We start from the raw sequence: 23,974 nt of genomic DNA, 5'->3' as shown, positions 1-23,974 counted from the left end.
GCAGCGCTTAGTATTTGGCTGCTGGCTAGCGGGCAGGCCTGGCGCGGCCAGTTGAGCAATAAAAAGGGAGGCCGTTGGCCTCCCTTTTTCACTGTGTTTTGCCGGCTTAGTCGAACAGGCCAAAGGTCAGGTAGCTGAACCAGGAGCGGCTTGGTTGTTCTTCGCTGGTGCCGGCCTTGAGGTCGTCCGGAATCTGCTCTTCGGCATCTTCGTACTGACGAATCACGTCCTGGCTGGCGCGGGTTTCGCCCGGTGGCAGCGGCGTGTCGGTTTCGATCAGGCCCAGGGTTGCCTTGGCCATCCAAGAGCGGCTGTCGGCTTCTTCTTCACGCGGGACGAACTGGCCGTCGACCAGGCTTGGATGATCCGGGTAGTTGAGCTTGAGGGTTTCCAGGCTGGTGGCAGCTAGGTCGTCCAGGGTCAGGCGCTGGTAGGCTTCAGTCATTACCGCCAGGCCGTCGCCGACTGCTGGGGTTTCCTGGAAGTTTTCCACCACGTAACGGCCGCGGTTGGCGGCTGCTACGTAGGCGTTGCGAGTTAGGTAGTAATGCGCCACGTGGATCTCATAGGCGGCCAGCAAGTTGCGCAGGTAGATCATGCGCTGCTTGGCGTCTGGCGCGTAGCGGCTGGTGGGGTAGCGGCTGGTGAGCTGGGCGAACTCGTTGTACGAGTCGCGGGCGGCACCCGGGTCGCGCTTGGTCATGTCCAGCGGGACGAAACGGGCGATCAGGCCACGGTCCTGGTCGAACGAGGCGAGGCCCTTGAGGTAGTAGGCGTAATCAACGTTGGCGTGCTGCGGGTGCAGACGGATAAAGCGGTCCGCTGCGGATTTGGCAGCTTCTGGCTCAACGTTTTTGTAGTAGGCGTAGATCAGCTCCAGCTGCGCCTGCTCGGCATAGCGGCCGAACGGATAGCGCGACTCCAGTGCCTTGAGCTTGGCGACGGCGCTGGTGTAGCTACTATTATCCAGGTCGGCCTGTGCCTGCTGGTAGAGTTCGGCCTCACTCAGGTTTTCGTCGACCACCGGTTTCGATGAGCAGGCGGCGGTGAGGGCGAGGATTGCGATCAGCAGCAGGTGTTTCACTTGCATGGCGGCTTGCGTCCCTGTGACGGCGGCTGTCTTGAGCAAAGCCGTCCTGTTATGATGAGCGCCCCCGGTACCCCTGGGGCAAAGACGCCGTATTTAACCACAAGCGTGTAGCCGAAACCAAAAGCTATGCCCCCTCTGTTGCCGAGCATGTCCTCTATTAATAAGCAGATCATTGAACTGAACGCCGAGGTGCCCTATGAAATGGGCGGTCAACGCCTCGATCAAGTCGCCGCACTCCTGTTCGCCGAGCACTCGCGTTCGCGTCTGTCTGCCTGGATCAAAGAGGGTCTGCTGACCGTCGATGGTGAGGTGTTGCGCCCGCGCGACATCGTCCACGGTGGTGCACTGTTGGCGCTGAACGCCGAGCAGGAAGCCCAGGGCGAATGGATTGCCCAGGACATCGCGCTAAATATTGTCTACGAAGACGAGCAGATTCTGGTCATCGACAAGCCCGCCGGCCTGGTTGTGCATCCGGCTGCAGGGCATGCCGATGGCACCTTGCTCAACGCCTTGCTGCACCACGTGCCGGACATTATCAATGTGCCGCGTGCCGGCATTGTCCATCGTCTGGATAAGGACACCACTGGCCTGATGGTGGTGGCCAAGACTATCGAAGCGCAGACTCGTCTGGTCGACCAGCTGCAGAAGCGCTCGGTCAGCCGTATCTACGAATGCATCGTGATTGGCGTAATCACCTCCGGTGGCAAGATTAACGCGCCGATCGGTCGCAGTTCGTCGCAACGCCAGCGCATGGCGGTGAGTGATGGGGGCAAGCCTGCCGTCAGCCACTACCGGGTGCTGGAGCGCTATCGCTCGCATACCCATGCGCGGGTCAAGCTGGAAACCGGTCGCACCCACCAGATCCGCGTACACATGAGCCACATCGGCTACCCGCTGGTAGGCGATCCGGTTTACGGCGGGCGTTTCCGCATTCCGCCAGCTGCCAACCCGAGCATGGTGCAGACCCTCAAGGAGTTTCCGCGCCAGGCTTTGCATGCGCGTTTCCTTGAGCTGGACCATCCGATTAGCGGTGAGCGGATGAAATGGCAGTCGCCATTGCCAGACGACTTTGTCTGGTTGCTGACGCTGCTGCGTCAGGATCGTGAAGCCTTTATTGGCTGACAAATATCTGGCTAATACGAGTGGGTAACAGGGAGTTGGGTGACAGGATGCACGACTGGCTAGCGCCGCAATGGCCCGCACCGGCAAGAGTAAAAACTAGCGTTACTACTCGTTCAGGCGGCGTGAGCCTTGCGCCGTTCGACAGTTGCAACCTGGGCGAGCATGTCGGCGACGACCCGCAAGCCGTGCTGAAAAACCGTCAACGCTTGGTCAGCCTGCTCGGCTGCAAGCCCGCCTGGTTGCAGCAGGTGCATGGCGTTGCGGTGGTCGAAGCTGATCCAGCCCTAGTGCTTGAAGCCGACGCCAGTTGGACGAGTAAGCCTAGCGTTGCCTGTACGGTGATGACGGCCGATTGCTTGCCAGCGCTGTTCTGTGATCGCGCGGGAACCCGTGTAGCTGCAGCCCATGCCGGCTGGCGCGGGCTTGCTGCTGGGGTGCTTGAAGCCACGTTGGAGCAACTGGCAGTGCCGGTGGATCAGGTGCTGGTTTGGCTAGGGCCGGCGATTGGTCCGCAGGCCTTCGAAGTGGGCGCGGAAGTGCGTGAAGCCTTTGTCGCCCTGCATGCGCAGGCCGCCGCTGCATTCCAGCCTAGCGCCAATGCGGGCAAATTTATGGCCGATATCTATCAGTTGGCGCGCATTCGTCTGGCCGCCTGTGGCGTTGAGGCGGTCTACGGCGGCGATTTCTGCACCTTTAACGATCCACGTTTCTTCTCCTACCGCCGTTCGGCGCAAACCGGGCGCTTTGCCAGCCTGATCTGGCTGGGCAACTGATCCTCACGTGCCGCACCTGCGGCGCTGTTGCGGCAAATGACCCAGGTCAACGCCGCTCGGCTTGAAACCCGCACAATCGTCCTCATCTACTCTTCATCTCGCAGGCTTTCTGTTTGGGTGCGATTCAGTGCGCCGGCCTGCCACCACCACGAGGGTTGATTGTTTATGCGTATTGATCGTTTAACCAGCAAGTTGCAACTCGCGCTATCCGATGCGCAGTCCCTGGCCGTTGGTCTGGACCATGCGGCCATTGAGCCCCTGCACCTGATGCAGGCATTGCTCGAACAGCAAGGCGGCTCGATCAAGCCGCTGCTGATGCAGGTCGGTTTTGATGTCAACAGCCTGCGTCTGGCTCTCGGTAAGGAGCTGGATCAGCTGGGCAAAATCCAGAATCCATCCGGCGACGTCAATCTGTCGCAGGATCTGGCGCGCCTGCTCAATCAGGCTGATCGCCTGTCGCAGCAGAAGGGCGACCAATTTATCTCCAGCGAGTTGGTGCTGCTGGCCGCGATGGATGAGAGCACCAAGCTGGGCAAGCTGCTGCTCGGTCAGGGCGTCAGCCGCAAGGCGCTGGAAAACGCCGTGACCAACTTGCGTGGCGGCGATGCGGTGAATGATCCGAACGTCGAGGAAAACCGCCAGGCGTTGGACAAGTACACCGTCGACCTGACCAAGCGTGCCGAGGAAGGCAAGCTCGATCCGGTGATCGGTCGTGATGATGAAATCCGCCGCACCATTCAGGTATTGCAGCGCCGCACCAAGAACAATCCGGTGCTGATCGGCGAGCCGGGCGTGGGCAAGACGGCGATTGCCGAAGGCCTGGCTCAGCGCATCGTCAACGGCGAAGTGCCGGATGGCTTGAAGGATAAGCGTCTGCTGTCGCTGGATATGGGGTCGCTGATTGCTGGCGCCAAGTTCCGCGGCGAGTTCGAGGAGCGCCTGAAAGCGGTGCTCAATGAACTGAGCAAGCAGGAAGGGCGGATCATCCTGTTTATCGACGAGCTGCACACCATGGTTGGCGCCGGCAAGGGCGAAGGTTCGATGGACGCCGGCAATATGCTCAAGCCCTCCTTGGCGCGTGGCGAGCTGCACTGCGTCGGCGCGACCACGCTCAACGAGTACCGCCAGTACATCGAGAAAGACGCGGCGCTGGAGCGGCGCTTCCAGAAAGTGCTGGTCGATGAGCCGAGCGAAGAAGACACCATCGCCATCCTGCGTGGCCTGAAAGAACGTTACGAGGTGCACCACAAGGTGGCCATCACCGACGGCGCGATCATCGCCGCGGCCAAGCTGTCGCACCGCTATATCACCGACCGTCAGCTGCCAGACAAGGCCATCGACCTGATCGACGAAGCGGCCAGTCGCATTCGTATGGAGATCGACTCCAAGCCTGAGGTGCTCGATCGCCTTGAGCGGCGTCTGATTCAGCTCAAAGTTGAAGCTCAGGCGTTGAAGAAAGAAGACGACGAAGCGGCGATCAAGCGCCTGGCCAAGCTTAACGAAGACATTGCGCGGCTGGAGCGCGAGTACGCCGACCTGGAAGATATCTGGAAATCGGAAAAGGCCGAGGTACAAGGCTCCGCGCAGATTCAGCAGAAGATCGAGCAAGCCCGTCAGGAGCTTGAGGCGGCGCGGCGTAAGGGTGATCTCAATCGTATGGCTGAGCTGCAGTACGGGATTATTCCGGACCTGGAGCGCAGCCTGCAGATGGTCGACCAGCACGGTAAAAGCGAGAACCAGCTGCTGCGCAGCAAGGTTACCGAGGAAGAAATCGCCGAAGTGGTATCGAAGTGGACCGGTATTCCGGTGAGCAAAATGCTCGAAGGCGAGCGCGACAAACTGTTGAAAATGGAAGGTTTGCTGCATCAGCGGGTCATCGGTCAGAACGAAGCCGTAGTCGCCGTGGCTAACGCCGTGCGGCGCTCCCGTGCTGGACTATCTGATCCGAATCGGCCGAGCGGTTCGTTCCTTTTCCTCGGCCCGACCGGGGTCGGCAAGACCGAGCTGTGCAAGGCGCTGGCCGAGTTTCTCTTTGATACCGAAGAGGCGTTGGTGCGTATCGATATGTCCGAGTTTATGGAGAAGCACTCCGTGGCGCGGCTGATCGGTGCGCCGCCGGGCTATGTCGGTTACGAGGAGGGTGGCTATCTGACCGAGGCCGTACGCCGTAAGCCCTATTCGGTGATCCTGCTGGATGAGGTGGAGAAGGCTCACCCGGATGTGTTCAACGTGCTGTTGCAGGTGCTGGAAGATGGGCGCCTGACCGACAGTCATGGCCGCACCGTGGATTTCAAGAACACCGTGATCGTGATGACCTCCAACCTCGGCTCCACGCAGATTCAGGAGCTGGTCGGTGATCGCGAGGCGCAGCGGGCGGCGGTCATGGATGCGGTGGGCACACACTTCCGTCCGGAATTTATCAACCGGATCGATGAGGTGGTGATCTTCGAGCCGCTGGCTCGCGATCAGATTGCTGGGATTGCGCAAATCCAGCTGGGTCGTTTGCGTCAGCGTCTGGCCGAACGCGAGCTGAGCCTGGAGTTGTCCGACGAGGCTTTGGACAAGCTGATCGCCGTCGGCTATGACCCGGTCTATGGCGCGCGCCCGCTCAAGCGTGCAGTGCAGCGCTGGATCGAAAACCCCTTGGCGCAGCTGATTCTGGCCGGCAAGTTTGCCCCTGGCACTAGCGTGACGGGCAGGGTCGAGGGTGATGAGATCGTCTTCGGCTAAGCGCAGCCGATAGCATTAAGGCTGCCGAATAAAACACACCCCGGTTCAGTTTGCGCTGACCGGGGTGTGTTTTATGGGGCTGGATTACAGATGCTTAAGCAGAATTTCCAGCGCGGCCGCCTGATCTTCGGCCAGATCAATGATGTGAAAGCCTGCCCAGCAATGCTGGCCGTCGGCGCCAGGGCGGCTCCATAGGCAGTCGGCCCCCAGGGTGATTTCGCACACGCCTTCAACCTCCTGTTCACTGACCAGGCGGCACTCCACCAGCTCGTCGGCGGTCAGCGGGGTATCGCTGAACAACATAAAGCCATCGGCGGACAGGTCGACCACGCGGCCCAGGCGCTGCCCGGTGTGTAAGTCGAAGACTTCCAGCTGCACGTCGGCGTTATGCCGGCTGTGCAGGCGACGTTCGTCATCCATAGGAGTTCCTTATTCTTGAGGCTCAGCCGTGCGCCCGGTAAAACGCTGGAGCACGCGGTAAATGGCGGTAAGGGCGCGGTCCACCAGCGGTGCACCTCGTTCAGGGGTGACGATGCGCGCCAGCCCTTGTTCCATTTCTGTGGCCAGCTGGGTGAGTGGCTTGATTGCCACGCGCTGGCCGCTCTGGTCGACAAACATATAGTTACGCGTGGTTGGGCTGAACCAGGACAGCTTGAGTGTGCGTACCTGTTCGCCATTGACGAACTCGAACCAGGTGCCGAACTCGATATGCCCCAGCTCCTTGGCCAGTGTTTGCGCGCGGGCCGAGAGTGTCGATTCGCGCGGCGCCAGGGTCGCCAGTGCGGCATCTTCGCCGAGCATGGCGCCCAATGGGCTCTCTGGCAGCGTCGGTTTGAGTTGGGCAGCCACCTGCGGCTGTTTAGCCTGTACGGCGTGCTGGCAGGCTACCAAGTCCTGCAGCAGGCGGCGGATTCCGTCCTCGTGGTAGCCGCCGAGCAGTTCCAGGCCTTTGCGCAGGTCTTCGAGCAGCGGTACGCGCAGTTTCTGCAGGCGTTCCCGACCCGTTTCGTCGAGTAGGATGCCGCTCCAGGCCAGCTGCTCGGCCGCTTCACAGGCGCGCTGCCATTCCGGGCTCTGTTCGCCGTTGCGCAGCAGCACGAATACCAGTACGTCGGCCCAGGTCAATTCGAGGAAGTTGCGGATGATGGTCGGCGGCTGGCGATTGTTCAGGCTATTGGCTATTGCTTCGACCGCGTGCTGGCGAGCGCCGAGCAGTTTGTCGCGACCTTTGGCTGCTTCCACCGCGCGGCGTTCGCGCAGTTCGACTTTGTGCCTGAGGGTGGCAACGAACTCGTTGAACTCCTCCAGCAATCCTTCAAACAGTTGCAGATCGCCGAAGAAATCATGGATAACCCGCTCAACTACCCATTGCATCTTGGCCAGCAGGCCGCGTTCATCGCCGTCGCCGCCATACAGCACGCCGGCCTGGGCCATGGCATTGAGCAGGCGGCGGGCAGGATGATGGTGTTGGGTGAACAGCGCTTTGTCCTGCAGCGCCACTTTCAGGTAGGGCGTGTGCAGGTGGGACAGGGTGGTCTTGCAGCTGTCCGGCAGGTTGTCGTCGTCGAGGATAAAGTCGAACAGCATGCCGACCAGGTCGATCACGTCAGCTTCCTGGTCGGAAACCTTCTGCTGACCAGGTAGCTCGCTGTGGGCTTCCAACTGTTGCTGTAAATCGGCCTTGAGGCCTTCTACCTGCTGCGGGCGACTCAGGCGCTGTGACAGGTCGTTGGCCGATTGCTGCTGCATGCGGTTGAGCGCATCCAGCAGGGCCGAGGCGCTGTAGGTGCTGGTCGCTTCGCGCGGGGTAAAGCTGGCAATGCTGCGGGTGCCGCCAAGCAGTGGCGCGTCAATGTCGCGTTGGCGGTGTTCGCTCAGCAGCGTTGCCAGGCTACCGAGCAATTCCTGCGGGTCGTTCGGCGGCGGACCGCTTAGATCGGTGCTGCCAGCGCTGTAGGGTTGCGCTTGAGGTTGCGCGGTGGCAGTACCGCCCGGGTTTCTATTGCTTGTACTGCTCTCGGTCGGGTGTTCGCCGGGTGCGGCGGCGGGTGTTGTCTTTGTAGGGGCCGGCGGGTTGTTGCGCTGCGCGGTGTACTTGAGGTTAGGCAGTACACCGGCATCGATCAGGCGTTGATTCAACGCGGCATAGATGCTGTCCAGGCTCTGCATCACATGAGTATCAAACAGCGTATAGAGGATGACCTTTATACGCAGCGGAAACGGGCAGGGCGTCAGCGCGTCGCGAAAGGCCTGGGCAATCATCTGCGGACCGAAGGGGTTGATGTCCTCGCCTAGCTTCTGGCCGTTGTTCAGCAGGGCCAGGCGTTGCTCCAGGGCAAACAGCGGCTGCGCACAGCGCGCCTTGACCCGGCTGACCATATTGGTGACTTGCAGGCTTTCTTCATAATCCTCGTTCTGCACCAGGGCCATGTGCTCAGCGTCCAGCTCGCTGGCGCTGGGTGGCGGCTTGAGCTTGCCTTCGAGGAAGTCGGAGAAGTTCTGCGCGATCTGCTGGTGGTAGCTGCGTTCTATCTGTGGCCGCTGCCTGCGGATCTCGCGCATGTTGTCGAAGAACAGGGTTTGCACCTGATTGTTCTCGGCTTTTTCGGCGCACTCAAACAGCGTGTCGTCGACCTGGGCGAAGACCCCGGTCAGGTGTTCGGCCAGGCGGTTCATTACCAGTTTTCGACAGCTTTGCACCAGGTCGCCGAAGCGCGGCTGGATACCCCGGCTGGCAAGGGTCTGCGTTGAGCCGGGTGGATTTGGCGGTATGCCCTGGTTACTCATGGACTTTCCTGGCTGGAGCCTTACGGCTGGTGCGTCCTGCAATGAATACAGACATAGGGAAGATATAGCAGCCGCTCACGCAGCTGCAAATCATTGTACTAAAAGCAATTTAAGGGGTTGACAGGCGCGCGCGGAAACGTAAAATGGCGCGCCTCAGACACGGGAAACGATTTAACAACCGGCTCCGGTTTCTGAGAAAGGAAGCAAGTAGTTCCGCGATAGCTCAGTCGGTAGAGCAAATGACTGTTAATCATTGGGTCCCAGGTTCGAGTCCTGGTCGCGGAGCCAATCTTTCATCGGGGTATAGCGCAGTCCGGTAGCGCGCCTGCTTTGGGAGCAGGATGTCGGGAGTTCGAATCCCCCTACCCCGACCATTTTTGGGTCGTTAGCTCAGTTGGTAGAGCAGTTGGCTTTTAACCAATTGGTCGTAGGTTCGAATCCCACACGACCCACCATTTCAAGCACGCTTGAAAGTAAAAGACCCGCCTAGTGCGGGTTTTTTATTGCCTGCGATTTTTGCTTCGCCACTAGCTGGGGTTACTGCGGGCAAGGCGAGGCCTTGTCCGCAGACAACTTAGTGCAGCTTAAGACGTGGCTCGGTGCTGCGACCGATGCGGTCGCCGAGCATCATCAGCAGCGTGCGGGTTACGCCATACAGGGCGATCTGATGCATGCGGTAGAGCGACACGTAGAACATTCTGGCCAGCCAGCCTTCGAGCATAACGCTGCCGGTCAGGTTGCCCATCAAGTTGCCGACCGCCGAGAAGGTCGACAGCGAGATCAGTGAGCCGTAATCGCGGTAGCGGTATTCAGGCAGGGCTTTGCCCTCAATGCGCAGCTTCAGCGATTTGGCCAGCAACGATGCTTGCTGGTGCGCCGCTTGTGCGCGTGGCGGCACGTTGCGTCCTTCGCTGCCGGGTTGTGGGCAGGCGGCGCAGTCGCCGAAGGCAAAAATGTTGTCGTCCTGGGTGGTTTGCAGCGTCAGGCGTACTTGCAGCTGGTTGATGCGATTACTTTCCAGGCCATCCAGCTCTTTAAGGAAATCAGGCGCGCGAATCCCCGCCGCCCAGACTTTCAAGGTGGCCGGAATAACCTGGCCTTGCGCGGTATGCAGCGCCTCGCGAGTCACCTGGCTGACGGCGGCGCCAGTGAGCACGGTTACGCCGAGCTTCTCCAGGGTTTTATGCACGGGATGGCTAATGCGCTCCGGCAGGGCTGGCAATACCCGCGGGCCGGCTTCGATCAGGGTGATGCGCATATTTTCCGGGCTGATCCGATCCAGGCCATAGGCCGCCAGTTCACGCGCTGCGTGGTGCAGCTCGGCGGCGAGTTCAACGCCCGTGGCACCGGCGCCGACGATGGCGATATTGATTAGCTCGGTGGTTTCACTCTGGCTGGCGTGGGCGCGCAGGTAATGGCTGAGCAGTTGACGGTGAAAGCGCTCGGCCTGCTCGCGTGTATCCAGAAACAGGCAGTGCTCGGCGGCGCCGGCAGTGCCGAAGTCATTGGTGGTGCTGCCCACGGCGATGACCAGGCTGTCATAACTCAGCTCGCGAGCAGGCATCAGCACCTGGCCGTGGTCGTCCAGGGTGGCCGCCAGGCTGATGCGTTTTTCTGCGCGGTTGAGATCGCACATCCGGCCCAGCTGGAACTCGAAGTGATTCCACTTGGCCTGCGCCACGTAGTTCAGCTCATCGCCGGAGGAGTTCAGTGAGCCAGCGGCCACTTCGTGCAGCAGCGGTTTCCAGATATGCGTCAGGTTGGCGTCGACCAGCGTGATCCTGGCCTGGCCGCGTTTCCCCAGGGTTCTACCCAGGCGGGTAGCAAGCTCCAGTCCGCCGGCGCCGCCGCCGACAATTATGATTTGATGAGTCATCAGACACGCTCACAAGGCTTTTAAGAAAAAGTGGCGAGTCGCTGTGGGCGAGCGCTAAGCAGCTCATAGCACCAGTCGACTCAGAAGACGGCTCAGCACGCCCAGGCCAATCGTGACCATCACGATGATCAGCAGCAGCCGCCAAACCTTGAACGGCTGGCGCTCGACCTGATGTTGCGGAGCGCTGAGGTATTGCTCGACACGTTTTTGATCATCAGGGTTCAGGCGACTGGACATGCGTGCCTCGAATTAAGGGGCCGTTTGGCAATTGATGGGATCGATTGCAGGCTGAAGTGCTGGGCATTCTAGCTGCGCGGCTTATAAAGGCTCAACGCGCAGGGCGTCATTCAGACGAATAATGCCCCCTTGTAGCACGCGCGCAGTAATTCCGCCGTGGCCGCGCATGGCCTGAAAGGTGCCAAGCCCCAGGCGTTCTTCCAGCTTGGCGCAGGGTTGGCACCAACCGGTGGTTTCCAGGATCGCCTGGCCGAGGCGAAAACGCCGGCCTTTGAGGCTGAACAGGTTGATGCCACTGATGGCGATATTGCGCCGTATTTCAGGTGCGCTGATTGGCTGTTCGGCTGGGCGGCCCATCAATGCGCTGATCACCGCCAGGTGTTCCCACTGGATCAGGGTGACCTGCCTGGCATTGCGTGGCCCTGGCCGGCTGTGGTCGCCGGTGAGACCGGCTTCGCGGCGCGCTTCAACGGCCTCCAGCTCGATCATCGCCGCCCGCGAGGCTGGGCGAACGCCAATCCAGCGCACGCAGCCCTGTTGCGGCACGGCCGCGAGCAATTCGTGCAAAGGGCTCACAGGCTGATGCCCACATCGAAGAGTACGGAGCGGCCGAGGTTGTTGCGCAGAAAGTCCGGAGCGTCCGGGTGAGCGAAAAGCACGCGCGCAAAGGTCGGGCCGACCAGTGATAGCGAGCGCCAGCCCTGGCGGAGAAACTCGGTTGGCGGCGGAAAGTGGCTATTGAAGTCCGGCACCGCGCGTTTCAGGTTGACGTAAGCGAGCAGGTCCAGCTCGCTCAGGTCGAGGCCGCGCTCTTTATAGTTGTGGGCTTTCTTGCGCAGGGTTGGCGTCAGGCGCTGTTGCAGTTCGGCGGCGGCGATGCGCCGTGGTTTTGCTTCGCGGCGCACCAGCTGGCTGAGGGAAAATGCGCTGCGCCGCCGTTCCAGTTCGGCGCGCCATTCATCATTCAGGCGGCGACCTTCGTCGAGGACGAAGAACACCTCAAAGCTGGCCTCGCGGAACAACACGTCAGGCGGTTCATGGCCCGCGGCACTGAACTCATCCAGGCGATGGCTGACGTTCAAGGCTTGCAACAGGCGCTGGCACACCCAGCGCTCGCGCTCCCACTTGCGCGCGTTGGAGAGAAAGGCGTTGGCTTGTTCGGCCTGATGCGTCAGCAGGCGCAGGTAATCTGAGTCATCCATGGGCTCAGCTTAGCCTGCGCGGTTGGGTTGTTGGTATCCCTCTGCGACGGTTGTTGCGGGCTTTTCATGTGTTGCTGGAGGCCGCAGTTGTAGACTGCGCAAGTCGGCCACGATGGCTTGGGGGTTGTTCCGCATGATTGCCGCGCACTTATTGTCTTCCACCAGTCAGATACTGGGTTGGCTGATCTATTTGCCGCTGCTGTGCTGGGCGATCTGGCGTGCGCCCTGGGTTGAGCTGTGCAGTGATCTGCGCCGCCAACATCTGCTTTGCGGCACGGCGCTGGCGCTGTTTGTACTGTGGCTGGTACGCCGAGATTTCGACTCGGGCCTGTCCTATCACTTTATCGGCATGACGGCGGTCACCTTGCTGCTGGATTGGCCTCTGGCCATGCTGGTGGGGTTGATTGCGCAGCTGGGCTTGCTGGCGCTGGGCCGGCAGGACCTTGCTGCGCTGGGCGTCAATGGTGTGCTGCTGGTGGTGATTCCCGTGTGGGTGACCGAGGCATGCGCGCTGTGGGTCGAGAAAAAACAGCCGCGCAATCTGTTCGTGTATATCTTCTGCAGTGGCTTCTTCGCCGCTGCGCTGGCGGCGTTGCTGTGTATCGCTGCCGCCTTCACGGTGCTCTGGGTGGATGGGCTGTTCCCTATGCCGCCATGGCTGGAGGACTTTATCGGCTACCTCTGGCTGGTGATTTTCCCCGAGGCCTTTATCAACGGCATGTTGGTCACGGCGCTGGTGGTGTTCTATCCGGATTGGCTGGAGACCTTCAATCGCACGCGTTATCTGGCCGCGCCCTGGAAGGATGATGATCTGCCGCGCTGATGGCACGCCCTTCAGCGTTTCGATTGCGTTGCGCAGCTTGATTCAGATCAAGCTGCGCGAACGGCTATGCGCGATCTTTGATCTATCAACGGAGAGGGCGCGATATGGGTGTGCATCAATGGGCAAGGCAGACAATTGAGCAGAGCTTGCTGGGTGTCGAGGCGCAGGGTTTTGATCAGGCCATGGTGCTGCGGGCCTTGCTCAGCGCAGTGGTCGAGCGTAGCCGGGCCGGACGCAGCGCGGCGGATCTGGCCGCAGAGCTGCAGTTTCTCGCTGACAATCTGGATAGCGATCGCGACTACAGCTTTATGCGGCCCTGAATATCAGTGCTCGCGCGGCGGTAGCTCGCCAGAGAACAGATCATCTTCCAGTGGGTTGCCGGCAATTGCGTGCTCTTCCGAGGCCCAGGCGCCGAGGTCGATCAGCTTGCAGCGTTCTGAACAGAAGGGCCGGTTCGGGCTTTGCGGGCCCCATTCGACGGGCGCGTTGCAGGTGGGGCAGGCGACTAGGGTTGGCGTACTCATGCTTGGCCTCCGCGTAGGCTCAGGTAAAAGGTGTGGAGTCGTTCCACTTCGGCTCGCAGCCAGGGCAAGTCTTGATCGTTGAGCAGCACATCATGGGCGTGGCGTAGGCGTTCTTTACGGCTGGCCTGAGCCTTGAGAATGGCCTGCACCTGCTCGCTGGAGCTCTGGTCGCGAGCCATGGTGCGCTGCATTTGCAGCTGCTCGGGGGCATCCACCACCAGTATGCGCTGGGTCAGCTTGTGCTGGCCTGATTCAACCAGCAACGGCGAAACCAGAATGGCATAGGGTGATTCTGCCCGCGCCAGGTACTGGATGATTTCCTTGTCGATCAGCGGATGCAGCAGCGCTTCAAGCCAGCGCCGCTCACCGGCGTCGGCAAAAATCCGGCTGCGCAGTGCCGCGCGATCAAGTTGGCCATCAGCTTGCAGTACATCGCTGCCGAAGTGCTCGGCGATCTTGGTTAGCGCCGGCTTACCAGGCTCAACCACCCAACGCGCTGCGTGGTCGGCATCGACCAGATGCACGCCCAGATCGATAAAGTACTGGGCCACAGCACTCTTGCCGCTGCCAATGCCGCCGGTAAGGCCAAGAATCCAAGGTTTTGTGGTCAAGGTGCGTGCTCTTGCCGGTCATTCGAAGGCGCGATTGTAGTGCAGCAGCTTGGCAGCTGGCGAACAGTAGGAGCGGGCCGTGCCCGCGAAAGATATAGGCGTATCTGCAGGCTCGCTGGATGGCCAGCGAAAACCGTAGCCTGGATGCAATCTTGGGGGATTTTCCGGAGTACATCCGGGCTATGTTACTGGCCTGTAGGAGGGGCTTTAGCCGCGACTGTTCTTGAACCGCTCGCCGCTAAAGCGCCTCCCACCGCCGGTGGCTTGATTAGAAGCCGGCGATCTGTAGATAGCTGGAGGTGATTTGCTCACCCCAGAGCAAGGCAATCCAACCGGCAATCGCCAAGTAAGGGCCGAAAGGGATGGGCGTGCTGGTTTCAGCGTTACGCAAGCGCAGCATGATCAGGCCCAGGATCGCACCAACCAGCGACGACAGCAGTATCGTCAACGGCAAGACCTGCCAGCCACCCCATGCGCCGAGCATGGCCAGCAGCTTGAAGTCGCCATAACCCATGCCTTCCTTGCCGGTTACCAGCTTGAATAACCAGTACACCGACCATAGGCTCAGATAGCCGGCAATTGCCCCCCAGAGCGCATCTTCTAGGCTGGTAAATATGCCAAAGCTATTGGCAATCAAACCAAGCCACAACAGCGGTAGCACCAGCGAATCCGGCAGCAGCTGATGATCAACATCGATCAAGCTCATCGCCAGCAAGCCCCAGGTCAACAGCAGCATCGCGCCAGCCTGCCAGGTAAAACCGAAGTGCCAGGCGATAAAGGCCGACGACAAACCGCAAGCCAGCTCAACCAGTGGGTAGCGCATGCTGATCGATGCTTTGCAGCTTGAGCACTTGCCGCGCAGAAACAGGTAGCTGATAACCGGAATGTTTTCCCAGGGCTTTATTTCATGGGAGCAGTGCGGGCAAGTTGAGTTGGGCAGTACCAGATTGAATGTTGCTGTATGGGGCTCGGCGGGCAGCTCCAATATTTCACGGGCCTGCTCATGCCAATCGCGCTGCATCATTTTGGGTAGGCGATAAACCACCACATTGAGGAAGCTGCCGACCAACAAGCCGACAAGCAGTGCGCATAAAATAAAGGCCAGCACGTGGCTGGCCAAGAAGTCGATTACTGACATAGGTTAAACAACGGCGCCCAGTTGGAAGATTGGCAGGTACATTGCGATGATCAGGCCGCCAACCAATACGCCCAGTACGGACATGATTAGGGGCTCCATCAGGCTAGTCAAGCCATCAACAGCATTATCTACTTCCGCTTCATAATAACTTGCTACTTTATCCAGCATCATGTCCAGTGCGCCGGACTCTTCACCAATAGCGGTCATTTGAATGGCCATTGACGGGAATGCGCCTGTGCTGCGCATTGAGAAATTAAGCTGCATCCCAGCGCTAACATCCTGCTTGATTTTATTAACGGCATTCTTGAATACAATATTGCCGGTTGCCCCTGCAACTGAGTCTAATGCCTCGACGAGAGGAACACCTGCGGCAAAGGTGGTTGCCAAGGTTCTCGAGTAACGGGCTACGGATGAGTTGTAGATAATGCTTCCTACAATAGGCGCTTTCAGGGCCGTGCGGTCAATCCAGTTTCGAAATTTCTCGGAGCGTTTTTTTGCTTCTCTGAGCGAAAATATTAGAATAAATGTAGCTACAAGTATTACAAACCACCACTTTTGAAGACCCTGAGAGATGCTTATAACAAATTGGGTGAACGCAGGTAGCTCTGCTCCAAAGCTTGAAAATACAGTCTCGAATTGTGGTACTACTTTGATTAGCAATATAGCTGAAACTATAACGGCCACAACAATTACGGCAATCGGGTAATTCATTGCCTTTTTTATCTTTGCTTTTAGTGCTTCGGTTTTTTCTTTATATGTGGCAACTCTGTCCAGTAGGTCCTCAAGTGCGCCCGCCTGTTCGCCTGCATCTACTAGGTTGCAGAACAGATCATCGAAATATTCTGGTCGTGTACGCAGTGAAGCCGCGAAACTATTACCGGCAGCAACATGTTGTTTTATGTCATCTACCAGTTTACGCATATTGGGGTTGTCCAGTCCCTCACCAATAATTTCAAAAGATTGGAGCAGTGGTACGCCTGCTTTCATCATGGTGGCCATTTGTCGAGCAAACAGCGCAATATCCATTGGTGTGATTTTTTTGCCTGCACTGAACAGCGAGGCGGATTTCTTGCGTACTTTGGTGGGGTTGATGCCCTGCTTGCGCAGCTGAGCTTTTACCAGTGCTGGGTTCTGGCCGCTGACTTCACCTTTTATTTTTGCACCCTGCTTATTGGTGCCTTCCCAGGCGAAGGTGCTGGTTTTTAGTGCTTTAACGGCCATCGGTTAGTCCTTAGTCACACGGTTCACTTCGGCGAGGCTGGTAACGCCTTGCATGGCCTTCAGCAGGGCTGAAGTACGCAGGTCATTAAAGCCGTCTTTGCGCATCTGGATGGAAATATCAATAGAGTTGCCTTCCTCCATGATAATCCGTTGCAGTGCAGGCGTGTTTTTAACCACTTCATAAATTCCGACACGACCTTTGTAGCCGCCATTGCAATTTTCGCAGCCCGCGGGCTCGAAAATCTTAAAGGTGCCAATCTTGTTTTCTGGGAAACCTTCTTCAAGCAGGGTTTCCCGGGGAATCTGTATTTCTTTCTTGCAGTTATTGCAAAGCTTGCGGGCCAGGCGTTGGGCAATGATCAGGTTGACCGAGGTTGCGATGTTGAATGACGGAACCCCCATGTTGCGAAGGCGGGTCAGGGTTTCTGCTGCGCTGTTGGTGTGTAAGGTTGACATGACCATGTGGCCAGTCTGGGCAGCTTTGATGGCGATGGAGGCTGTATCCAAGTCTCGAATCTCACCGACCATGATGATGTCCGGGTCCTGGCGCAGGAAGGATTTGAGTGCGGCGGTAAAGTCCATGCCCTGCTTGGGATTGACGTTGACCTGGTTGATGCCTTCCAGGTTGATTTCCACAGGGTCTTCTGCTGTGGAGATATTTACGTCAACGGTGTTGAGGATATTCAACCCGGTATACAGCGATACAGTTTTTCCAGAGCCGGTGGGGCCGGTCACAAGGATCATACCTTGAGGCTGTTTGAGCGCCGACATGTAAAGATCTTTTTGCGACTCTTCATAGCCTAGGGCGTCGATACCCATTTGGGCGCTTGCTGAGTCAAGAATTCGCATCACGATCTTCTCGCCCCATAGGGTTGGGCAGGTACTGACGCGAAAGTCGATTGATTTTGTTTTGGATATGCGCATCTTGATGCGCCCGTCCTGTGGCTTGCGGCGTTCAGAAATATCCAGTCCGGCCATTACCTTTAAGCGTGCAGATATTCGCGGTGATAGCTGAATGGGCGGGCGGGCGATCTCATGCAGAATTCCATCGGTACGAAAACGCACGCGATATGTCTTCTCGTAAGGCTCGAAATGTAGGTCAGATGAGCCGCCTTTAATGGCATCCAGCAGCATCTTGTTGACAAAGCGTACTACCGGAGCGTCATCAGCTGCGTTGCCTTCGCCGCTGTCTGGGCCATCATCGTTAACAGCTTCAACATCTAGTCCGTCGAGGTCAATGTCTCCTAGATCGTCCATGCCGCTGGCGGCAGAATCGAAGAATTTTTCAATGGCTTCGCCAAGCTTGTCGTCTTCAACCAGGATGGCCTCTGTGTTCATCCCGGTACTGAATTGTATGTCGGTAACGGCCTGATGGTTGGTGGGGTCAGACACAGCAACAAACAGCTTGTTGCCACGACGCCAGAGCGGCAGCACGCGGTGTTGGCGTACTAGTTTTTCGCTTACTAGGTCCTTTGGTTGGCTCTCTTTATCAATCGAGTTCAGGTCAGCGAACGAGACACCGAACTGCTCAGATGCAAGCTCCGCCAGTACCCGGCTTTTCACCAGTTTGTTCTGTACTAGGTACGTGACGAGTGACAGCTTATTACGCTGGGCTTGGCTTTGAGCCTGTTGGGCAGTTTTTTCATCCAGTAGCTCTGCCAAGACCATCTGGCGGGCAAGGCCGGTAAGGGACACGCTGTCGTTCATTGCAGGCTCCATATCAATCTACGCCTTATAGCCTAGTTGATTGGCGCGTGCCAAACGCAACACCTGGATGTGACAAAAAAGGGCAGTTAGTGCCAGCCTTTCTCTATTTGGTGTTATCGAGGCTGGCGATAAAAGCGTTAGCTATCGGAGGCTGAGTACTTGGCACGTAATCTGCTAAGGTTATGTTTAGGTCACAGACCTAAACATAATCTAGGAGACAGTTATGAAATCCCAAATGCAGAAAGGTTTTACTCTGATTGAATTGATGATCGTAGTCGCGATCATCGGTATTCTAGCTGCCATTGCGCTGCCGGCTTACCAGGACTACACCATCCGTACAAAGGTTTCGGAAGGTATGTTGCAGGCTTCGGCAGCCAAACTAGCTGTGGCTGAGACTGCAGCATCCATTGGTAGTCTTGCAAGCGTTACAGCTTCGAATAGCGGCTACAGCTTCACTCAGGGCTCTGGCGCCAATGCATATGTAGCGAGTGTAGGTATTGAGGCCAACGGTGTGATTCGGGTTACCACCAAAAACACTGGCGCTACAACTCAGCCTGCATTTACTTTGACACCCGCTGCCGCCGCAGGTTCAGATACTCAGCTTCAGTGGACTTGTGCGCGCACCGCGGGCGAGGCTAAGCATCTGCCAGCTTCTTGCCGGAACTAATTCCAGCTAAACTGTATTGTAATCGCTGGTTGTAGTGAGCGCCTCTTTAATAGAGGCGTTTTTTTTTGAGGGTTAATATGTCATCTGTCTACAGGCTTTCTTTTTTCTGGGCTGCTGTGTTCATTGTCGTGGCATGGCTGTTGCCAAACCATACAGTTCCTTGGCTAACCGCGTACCAGGACTTTTTTGCATTTTTTGCGCTTTTTTCAGTGAGCGCCTGTTTTTTTTATCGAGGGGGGGGCTTTACCAGCTCTATGCTGTTTATTTTTATATTTTCTCTTGTGCCTATTTTCTATTTTTTATTTGGAGTGACGTTCTTTCTAAGTGACAGTTTGATGGCGTTTTTCTATATTTCGTCATTTTCTGTTGCTATTTTTGCGGGGTTTAATCTGGGTCAAACTAACTCCTCGCAAGTGTGTGTATGGCTTTCCAGTGTTTTCGTGTTTGCTTCTCTTGTTAGCTGTTTTATAGCAATCGCTCAATGGCTCGGGTTGTCCTCTGGGATGTGGGTTGTGGATATTCAGCTCGGTGGTAGGCCTTATGCAAACCTAGCGCAGCCTAATAACTTGGCCACTTTATTATGTATGGGGTTGGGGGGCTTGATTTATTTGTTTGAGCGAAAGTTTTTTGGGGCTTTTGTTAGTGGGATAATTGCTTTTATTCTTATATTTGGGGTTGTTCTGACCCAGTCTCGGACGCCATGGGTGGGTGCTGTATTTTCTCTAGTGTGGTGGTGGTGGAAAGGGGAGCAATTCAGGATCGGGTATTTACATATGGCTGGTTGGGTGCTGGTCTATGCTAGTTTAACCATAGGCTATCCAATTTTTTCAGAAAGTATTGGTCTTTCCCTTCCCGGCTTGCTTGAGCGCGCGTCGCAGATGCAGCGATTTGAGCTCTGGGCTCAATTTGTATATGCGCTCTTTGAGGGCCCTTTGTGGGGCTATGGTTGGGGGCAGGTCTCTGTAGCCCAAGCGCTTGTCTCGCTTGACAAGCCATTTGCCCTGCCGACGGAGCACGCACACAACATCGTCTTAGATTTGATGTTGTGGTGTGGGCCTCTAGTCGGTGGGGTTGTTGTGTTGGCGCTTGGTGGGTGGCTGATGCTAACTGCTGTTAAAGTCAGGCGCAGTGAAAGCGTTTTGTTGTTTTTAATTGTTGGTTTTGTTTTGATACATAGCATGCTCGAGTTTCCCCTGGAATATGCCTTTTTTTTATTGCCAGTGGGGTTTATGTTGGGCGTTATAATCGCCGAAACTGAATCTTCCGCTGGGAAAGTGCCTCGGCCTTTGTTTTTGGGTTTTTGGGTGTCCTGCCTTGCGGTGTTTTTTCTGGTGTTTTTTGAATATCGTAAGGTCGAAGAGGATTATCGGCTGATGCGGTTTGAAGATCTTAAGATCGGGACTTTAAAGGCTGATCGCGATGCGCCTGATGTGGTAATGCTTTCTGGCTTAAGAGAGTTAATACGATTTTCCCGGTTTGAATATTTGAAAGAGATGAGTGTCGATGAGCTGGCGTGGATGCGGCAAGTTGCTTATCGCAACCCCTACTCGTATACGCTATTCCGCTTAGGTGTTGCGTTGGCCTTGAGTGGGGAAATAGAAGAAGCCAATAGTGAGTTTCTACGTCTTAGGGCTTTACATGGAGAAGTAAGCTTTGATCGCGCGATGGTTAGCCTAGATGTATTGGCAGAGAAGTATCCTGCTCTCCTATTGCTTTCTGTAATGCATAAAGACTAGCTTTTTGCCTGTGATGCCATGATGTTTAGGGCATTTTTAGCAAAATTTGCCCTGCCAGTATGTGTACTGGCAGGGCATTATGATGTTGTGAGGTGCTGCCCAAGCTTTATTGTCGTAAACGCATCGATAAATCTACTGCTTTCACATCCTTAGTTAGCGCGCCAATTGACGCATAGTCCACCCCGGTCTCGGCAATCGCCCGTAAGGTGTTTTCGTTTACGCCGCCCGAGGCTTCAAGTTTTGCACGGCCAGCAGCTAGGGTTACGGCTTCACGCATTTCCTCCAGGCTCAGCTCATCAAGCATGATGATATCGGCCCCTGCGTCCAGCGCCTGGCGCAGTTCATCCAAGCTCTCCACTTCAACTTCCACCGGCTTGCCGGGTGCGATTTTGTGCGCGGCCGCTACGGCCTGGGCGATACCGCCGCAGGCGGCGATATGGTTTTCCTTTATAAGGAAGGCGTCGTAGAGGCCGATGCGGTGGTTGTGGCAGCCGCCTTGGGTCACGGCGTATTTCTGCGCCAGGCGTAGGCCGGGTAGCGTTTTGCGGGTGTCGAGCAGTTTGACAGTGGTGCCTTGCACTAGGTCGGCATAGTGCTGGCAGCGGGTGGCTACGGCTGAGAGTGTTTGCAGAAAATTCAGGGCGCTGCGTTCACCGCTGAGCAGGGCGCGGGCGGGGCCTTCCAGTTCAAACAATATCTGATTTGGTTCGGCGCGTTGGCCGTCCTGGATATGCCAGTGCACGGCTACTCGTGGGTCGAGTTGGCGAAATACGGCATCGACCCAGGCAGTGCCGCAGATTACTGCGGGCTCGCGAGTGATGACCTTGGCATGCGCCAGACGCTCGGCGGGGATCAGTTGGGCGGTGATGTCGCCGCTGCCGATATCCTCTGCCAGTGCGCGGCGCACATTGGCCTCGATTTCGTTGGCGAGGTCGGCGAGGATAAGGTTAGGCATGATGGGCTCCAGTCAGCAGAATGCGCCGATTATAGGGATTGATAGCTTTTTGCGCAGTGTTTGCGGCTGTTCTCTGGCGGCTGTGGGGCTATGCTGATGGAAGTTCTTCGTTGGCTGTATGCGCCGATATGTATAGATTGTTGCGTTGGTCGCGTGTAGGTAACCGTTGGGAAGCTGTGGCGCTGCATCTGTGACGCGGGTCATGTCTGGAGGAAAAGTCAGCTTGGTATGCGTGCGCGCATCCCTATAATGGCTTTACTTTTTAGAATTGTTGACGCCAGGCCTTTGACGTTACGGATGACGCTCAGTTGATCGCTGTGCAGATCGGTTAGCCCAAGAGGGGCAGTCTGCAGGAGACTCGCAATGAAGACTGATGCGAATGTGGTTCACCTGAGCAAGGTGGCCCCTGAGCAATCGCCCACCTCGCCGGTAGGAAGACTGCCTGTGGCGCTGACAAATGTGCGTGACAAAGCGGCGCAACAGCTGAAAACGGCGTTGCAGGCGCTGTTCGACAATGCGGACGATACGCTGTTCGAGATGGCGGATCGCGCCACCAGCAATGCCGAGCAGAATGCGTTCTTCGAGGCGATGCGCGATCTGCGCTTGAAGCGCAAGAATATCGAGCGCGGCTTCCTGCAGAAGGTCTTCGAAGCCTTCGCCACCCTTAATCAGTATGAAATTGGCAAGCCTGCACCTTTGGATGCGGTGTCGTTTGACACCCTGTCGCTGGTGCAGAACGACGCGTTGGAAGAGTCGGTCGCTCTGGATTCCATGGTGGCCAAGGTCGTTAGTCGCGACGGTACGGCGCTCAGCCACCTGACCACACGCTTCAACGCCATGGTTAGCAAGAAGCTGGACGATAAGAGCAACCCCGTCGGTCCGACCAGTCTGTGCGAATTCTTCCTTGATGCTTGTAGCAGCCTGGGCGTCGAGATCCGGGTCAAGCTGATTATCCTTAAGCTGTTCGAGAAGTACGTACTTAGCGACCTCGATCAGCTGTATGCCGAAGCCAACCAAGCATTGATCGCTGCCGGTGTATTGCCGGAGCTCAAATCTGCACCTGCGCGGCGGAATCCTTCGCGCGCCAGTGCATCGGCTGGTGGTGCGCGTCAGGACGCATCGCCGGAACTCTCGGCTGAATTTGCCGATGAGGGCGTGCAGGAAGTCTTCGGCGCCCTGCAGGAACTGCTTTCCCAAGCGCGTGGCTCGGTGATTCCGCGGCGCAACCGCCCGGCTGACGCCATGCCGATCTCCAGCAATGACCTGATGCGCCTGCTCTCGCATATGCAGCAGCGTGCGCCAGCGCAGGTCAGCGATGATTTTGACCTGCGTGAGCAGCTTGAAGGCTTGCTGACCCGTGCCAGTGCCAAGGCGGGCAAGGCTCGTGTGGTCGGTGAGGTTGATGAAGATGTGATCAACCTGGTGTCGATGTTGTTCGAATTTATCCTCGACGATCGCACCTTGCCGGACTCACTCAAGGCGCTGATTGGCCGCTTGCAGATTCCGATGCTGAAAGTGGCGGTGATTGACAAGACCTTCTTCAGTCGTGGCAGCCATCCGGCTCGCCGTTTGCTCAATGAAATCGCCTCAGCCGCCCTGGGTTGGGGTGAGCAAGACGATGCGCAGCGCGACAGCCTGTATCAGAAGATTGAGCAGGTGGTGCAACGCCTGCTCAATGACTTTGTCGATGATCCGGTGATCTTCTCCGAGCTGTTGGCAGAGTTTCTGGCCTTTACCGGTGATGAGCGCCGCCGTAGTGAGCTGCTTGAGCAGCGTACCCGTGATGCCGAGGAAGGCAGTGCCAAGGCTGCATTGGCGAGGCGTGAAGTCGAGCAGGCGTTGAATGAGCGCTTGCTCGGCAAGACTCTGCCGGAAGTGGTGGTGCGTCTGCTGCAGGAAGCCTGGAGCAAGGTGCTTATGCTGACCTGCCTGAAGCACGGCGTTGAGTCGGCTGAGTGGCAAGCAGCGTTGGCAACCATGGATGATCTGGTCTGGAGTGTTGAGCTGCACGAAGAGCCGGAAGCGCGTATGCGTTTGCTGGAGATGGTGCCGGGGCTGCTTAAGGCGCTGCGCGAAGGCATGGCCAGCGCGGCCTTTGATCCGTTCTCTACCGGTGAGTTTTTTAGCCAGCTGGAAGCTTTACATGTGCAGGCTTTTCAGCGCTTCAAGCGCAGCTTGCCAGAAGAAAATCCGCAGGGTGACGTGCCACCGCTTGCTGAAATCGGTGAAGAGCAGCGCGCTGCTTTGGCCGAGGCTGGTATCGAGTTGCCATTGCTGGAGCTACCGGCTGCGGAAGCGGTTGAAGAGCCGGCAATGGTCGAGGTGGTCGAAGAGATCATTCTGCTGGCGCCTGGCGAACTGCGTGCCGCCGAGCCGGAAGCCAGCTTGCCGGACGACGATGAGTCGCTGCTGCAGGTCGATAACTTGCGGGTCGGCAGTTGGGTCGAGTTTCAGGAAGATGAAGAACACAAGCTGCGGTGCAAGCTGGCAGCGGTGATCAAGCCAACCGGCAAGTACATCTTCGTCAACCGTACCGGTATGAAGGTGCTGGAGAAAACCCGCATGGGCTTGGCCGTGGAGTTCCGCCGCGGCGCGATTCGCCTGCTCGATGATGCGCTGCTGTTTGATCGGGCGCTGGAATCGGTGATTGGCAACCTGCGCAAGCTCAAGGGCGCCTGATCGTCTGTAATGATGCGTCACCACAACGCCGCCGGGGTAATGCCCCGGCGGCGTTTTTGCATCTGCGTGTTTGCTCGGGTATTCGCCCTTGGCCTT

21 protein-coding genes and 3 tRNA genes are annotated in these 23,974 nt (G+C 57.4%); 11 read left to right on the top strand and 13 right to left on the bottom strand.

Annotation, left to right across the window (positions count from 1 at the left end; all coding sequences use genetic code 11):
- Positions 1-106: 106 nt before the first annotated feature.
- Entirely contained in the window at positions 107-1,090 is a 984-nt protein-coding gene (locus tag ACQ4LH_RS11930) for an outer membrane protein assembly factor BamD (RefSeq protein ID WP_430697356.1), read from the bottom strand.
- A gap of 147 nt (positions 1,091-1,237) precedes the next feature.
- Here ACQ4LH_RS11930 and rluD point away from each other — a divergent pair, with 147 nt between their 5' ends.
- The 3 genes from rluD (at position 1,238) to clpB (ending at position 5,715) form a co-directional block, all read left to right on the top strand.
- Positions 1,238-2,212, top strand: coding sequence for a 23S rRNA pseudouridine(1911/1915/1917) synthase RluD (gene rluD / locus ACQ4LH_RS11925; RefSeq protein WP_090251260.1), 975 nt, complete (start codon positions 1,238-1,240; stop codon positions 2,210-2,212).
- 47 nt (positions 2,213-2,259) lie between these two features.
- Positions 2,260-2,985, top strand: coding sequence for a peptidoglycan editing factor PgeF (gene pgeF, locus ACQ4LH_RS11920; protein ID WP_430697355.1), 726 nt, complete (start codon positions 2,260-2,262; stop codon positions 2,983-2,985).
- Between the two features lie 165 nt (positions 2,986-3,150).
- Positions 3,151-5,715: an ATP-dependent chaperone ClpB gene (gene clpB / locus ACQ4LH_RS11915; protein ID WP_430697354.1), complete on the top strand. Its 2,565-nt coding sequence runs from the start codon at positions 3,151-3,153 to the stop codon at positions 5,713-5,715.
- A gap of 84 nt (positions 5,716-5,799) precedes the next feature.
- On the opposite strand, the gene ACQ4LH_RS11910 is transcribed toward clpB, so the two are convergent.
- On the bottom strand, positions 5,800-6,135 hold the full coding sequence (locus ACQ4LH_RS11910; RefSeq protein WP_275960678.1) for a PilZ domain-containing protein: 336 nt from the start codon (positions 6,133-6,135) through the stop codon (positions 5,800-5,802).
- 9 nt (positions 6,136-6,144) lie between these two features.
- Positions 6,145-8,502 (bottom strand): DUF1631 domain-containing protein, encoded by a 2,358-nt coding sequence (locus tag ACQ4LH_RS11905; RefSeq protein WP_430697353.1) that lies wholly within the window; start codon positions 8,500-8,502, stop codon positions 6,145-6,147.
- A gap of 212 nt (positions 8,503-8,714) precedes the next feature.
- Here ACQ4LH_RS11905 and ACQ4LH_RS11900 point away from each other — a divergent pair.
- The 3 genes from ACQ4LH_RS11900 to ACQ4LH_RS11890 all read left to right on the top strand — a co-directional run bounded on the left by ACQ4LH_RS11900 (position 8,715) and on the right by ACQ4LH_RS11890 (position 8,957).
- Positions 8,715-8,790, top strand: a tRNA-Asn gene (locus ACQ4LH_RS11900).
- Between the two features lie 9 nt (positions 8,791-8,799).
- Positions 8,800-8,876, top strand: a tRNA-Pro gene (locus tag ACQ4LH_RS11895).
- Between the two features lie 5 nt (positions 8,877-8,881).
- Positions 8,882-8,957 (top strand) — tRNA-Lys (locus ACQ4LH_RS11890).
- 119 nt (positions 8,958-9,076) lie between these two features.
- Here ACQ4LH_RS11890 and ACQ4LH_RS11885 read toward each other — a convergent pair.
- From ACQ4LH_RS11885 to ACQ4LH_RS11870, 4 genes are all read right to left on the bottom strand, one after another.
- The gene (locus ACQ4LH_RS11885; RefSeq protein ID WP_430697352.1) at positions 9,077-10,378 is read right to left on the bottom strand and encodes an NAD(P)/FAD-dependent oxidoreductase; all 1,302 of its coding nucleotides are present in this window, start codon (positions 10,376-10,378) and stop codon (positions 9,077-9,079) included.
- A 63-nt stretch (positions 10,379-10,441) separates the two neighbouring features.
- Positions 10,442-10,615 (bottom strand): DUF3094 family protein, encoded by a 174-nt coding sequence (locus tag ACQ4LH_RS11880; RefSeq protein ID WP_160085534.1) that lies wholly within the window; start codon positions 10,613-10,615, stop codon positions 10,442-10,444.
- Positions 10,616-10,696: 81 nt separating this feature from the next.
- Positions 10,697-11,191 carry an MOSC domain-containing protein gene (locus tag ACQ4LH_RS11875; RefSeq protein WP_430697351.1) on the bottom strand — a complete coding sequence of 165 codons (495 nt, stop codon included), beginning with the start codon at positions 11,189-11,191 and terminating at the stop codon, positions 10,697-10,699.
- Positions 11,188-11,817 (bottom strand): DUF1780 domain-containing protein, encoded by a 630-nt coding sequence (locus ACQ4LH_RS11870; RefSeq protein WP_430697350.1) that lies wholly within the window; start codon positions 11,815-11,817, stop codon positions 11,188-11,190. Before ACQ4LH_RS11870 ends, ACQ4LH_RS11875 begins: the two co-directional genes overlap by 4 nt.
- Positions 11,818-11,950: 133 nt before the next feature.
- Here ACQ4LH_RS11870 and ACQ4LH_RS11865 point away from each other — a divergent pair, with 133 nt between their 5' ends.
- Both ACQ4LH_RS11865 and ACQ4LH_RS11860 read left to right on the top strand, forming a co-directional pair.
- The gene (locus ACQ4LH_RS11865) at positions 11,951-12,640 is read left to right on the top strand and encodes an energy-coupling factor ABC transporter permease (RefSeq protein ID WP_430697349.1); all 690 of its coding nucleotides are present in this window, start codon (positions 11,951-11,953) and stop codon (positions 12,638-12,640) included.
- Between the two features lie 104 nt (positions 12,641-12,744).
- Positions 12,745-12,960, top strand: coding sequence for a hypothetical protein (locus ACQ4LH_RS11860; RefSeq protein ID WP_430697348.1), 216 nt, complete (start codon positions 12,745-12,747; stop codon positions 12,958-12,960).
- 3 nt (positions 12,961-12,963) lie between these two features.
- On the opposite strand, the gene yacG is transcribed toward ACQ4LH_RS11860, so the two are convergent.
- The 5 genes from yacG to pilB all read right to left on the bottom strand — a co-directional run bounded on the left by yacG (position 12,964) and on the right by pilB (position 17,841).
- Positions 12,964-13,164, bottom strand: a complete 201-nt coding sequence (gene yacG, locus ACQ4LH_RS11855; protein WP_275960686.1) for a DNA gyrase inhibitor YacG — start codon at positions 13,162-13,164, stop codon at positions 12,964-12,966.
- Positions 13,161-13,775, bottom strand: a complete 615-nt coding sequence (gene coaE / locus ACQ4LH_RS11850) for a dephospho-CoA kinase (RefSeq protein WP_430697347.1) — start codon at positions 13,773-13,775, stop codon at positions 13,161-13,163. Before coaE ends, yacG begins: the two co-directional genes overlap by 4 nt.
- Positions 13,776-14,043: 268 nt before the next feature.
- The gene (locus ACQ4LH_RS11845) at positions 14,044-14,913 is read right to left on the bottom strand and encodes a prepilin peptidase (RefSeq protein ID WP_430697346.1); all 870 of its coding nucleotides are present in this window, start codon (positions 14,911-14,913) and stop codon (positions 14,044-14,046) included.
- A 3-nt stretch (positions 14,914-14,916) separates the two neighbouring features.
- Entirely contained in the window at positions 14,917-16,134 is a 1,218-nt protein-coding gene (locus ACQ4LH_RS11840; protein WP_430697345.1) for a type II secretion system F family protein, read from the bottom strand.
- A gap of 3 nt (positions 16,135-16,137) precedes the next feature.
- On the bottom strand, positions 16,138-17,841 hold the full coding sequence (pilB, locus tag ACQ4LH_RS11835; protein ID WP_430697344.1) for a type IV-A pilus assembly ATPase PilB: 1,704 nt from the start codon (positions 17,839-17,841) through the stop codon (positions 16,138-16,140).
- Between the two features lie 223 nt (positions 17,842-18,064).
- Here pilB and ACQ4LH_RS11830 point away from each other — a divergent pair, with 223 nt between their 5' ends.
- Both ACQ4LH_RS11830 and ACQ4LH_RS11825 read left to right on the top strand, forming a co-directional pair.
- The gene (locus ACQ4LH_RS11830; protein ID WP_430697343.1) at positions 18,065-18,508 is read left to right on the top strand and encodes a pilin; all 444 of its coding nucleotides are present in this window, start codon (positions 18,065-18,067) and stop codon (positions 18,506-18,508) included.
- A 77-nt stretch (positions 18,509-18,585) separates the two neighbouring features.
- Positions 18,586-20,244: a Wzy polymerase domain-containing protein gene (locus ACQ4LH_RS11825; RefSeq protein WP_430697342.1), complete on the top strand. Its 1,659-nt coding sequence runs from the start codon at positions 18,586-18,588 to the stop codon at positions 20,242-20,244.
- Positions 20,245-20,350: 106 nt separating this feature from the next.
- Here ACQ4LH_RS11825 and nadC read toward each other — a convergent pair whose 3' ends face one another.
- Entirely contained in the window at positions 20,351-21,199 is an 849-nt protein-coding gene (gene nadC / locus ACQ4LH_RS11820; RefSeq protein ID WP_430697341.1) for a carboxylating nicotinate-nucleotide diphosphorylase, read from the bottom strand.
- Positions 21,200-21,562: 363 nt separating this feature from the next.
- Here nadC and ACQ4LH_RS11815 point away from each other — a divergent pair, with 363 nt between their 5' ends.
- The gene (locus tag ACQ4LH_RS11815) at positions 21,563-23,878 is read left to right on the top strand and encodes a DUF1631 domain-containing protein (RefSeq protein WP_430697340.1); all 2,316 of its coding nucleotides are present in this window, start codon (positions 21,563-21,565) and stop codon (positions 23,876-23,878) included.
- Positions 23,879-23,974 lie beyond the last annotated feature (96 nt).

It is taken from the genome of Pseudomonas peli (assembly GCF_050563605.1).
In the GTDB taxonomy this organism is placed as follows: Bacteria; Pseudomonadota; Gammaproteobacteria; order Pseudomonadales; family Pseudomonadaceae; genus Aquipseudomonas; species Aquipseudomonas peli_A.
Note: the sequence above shows the minus strand (reverse complement) of the source record. Positions and strands in the feature narration are given on the sequence as shown.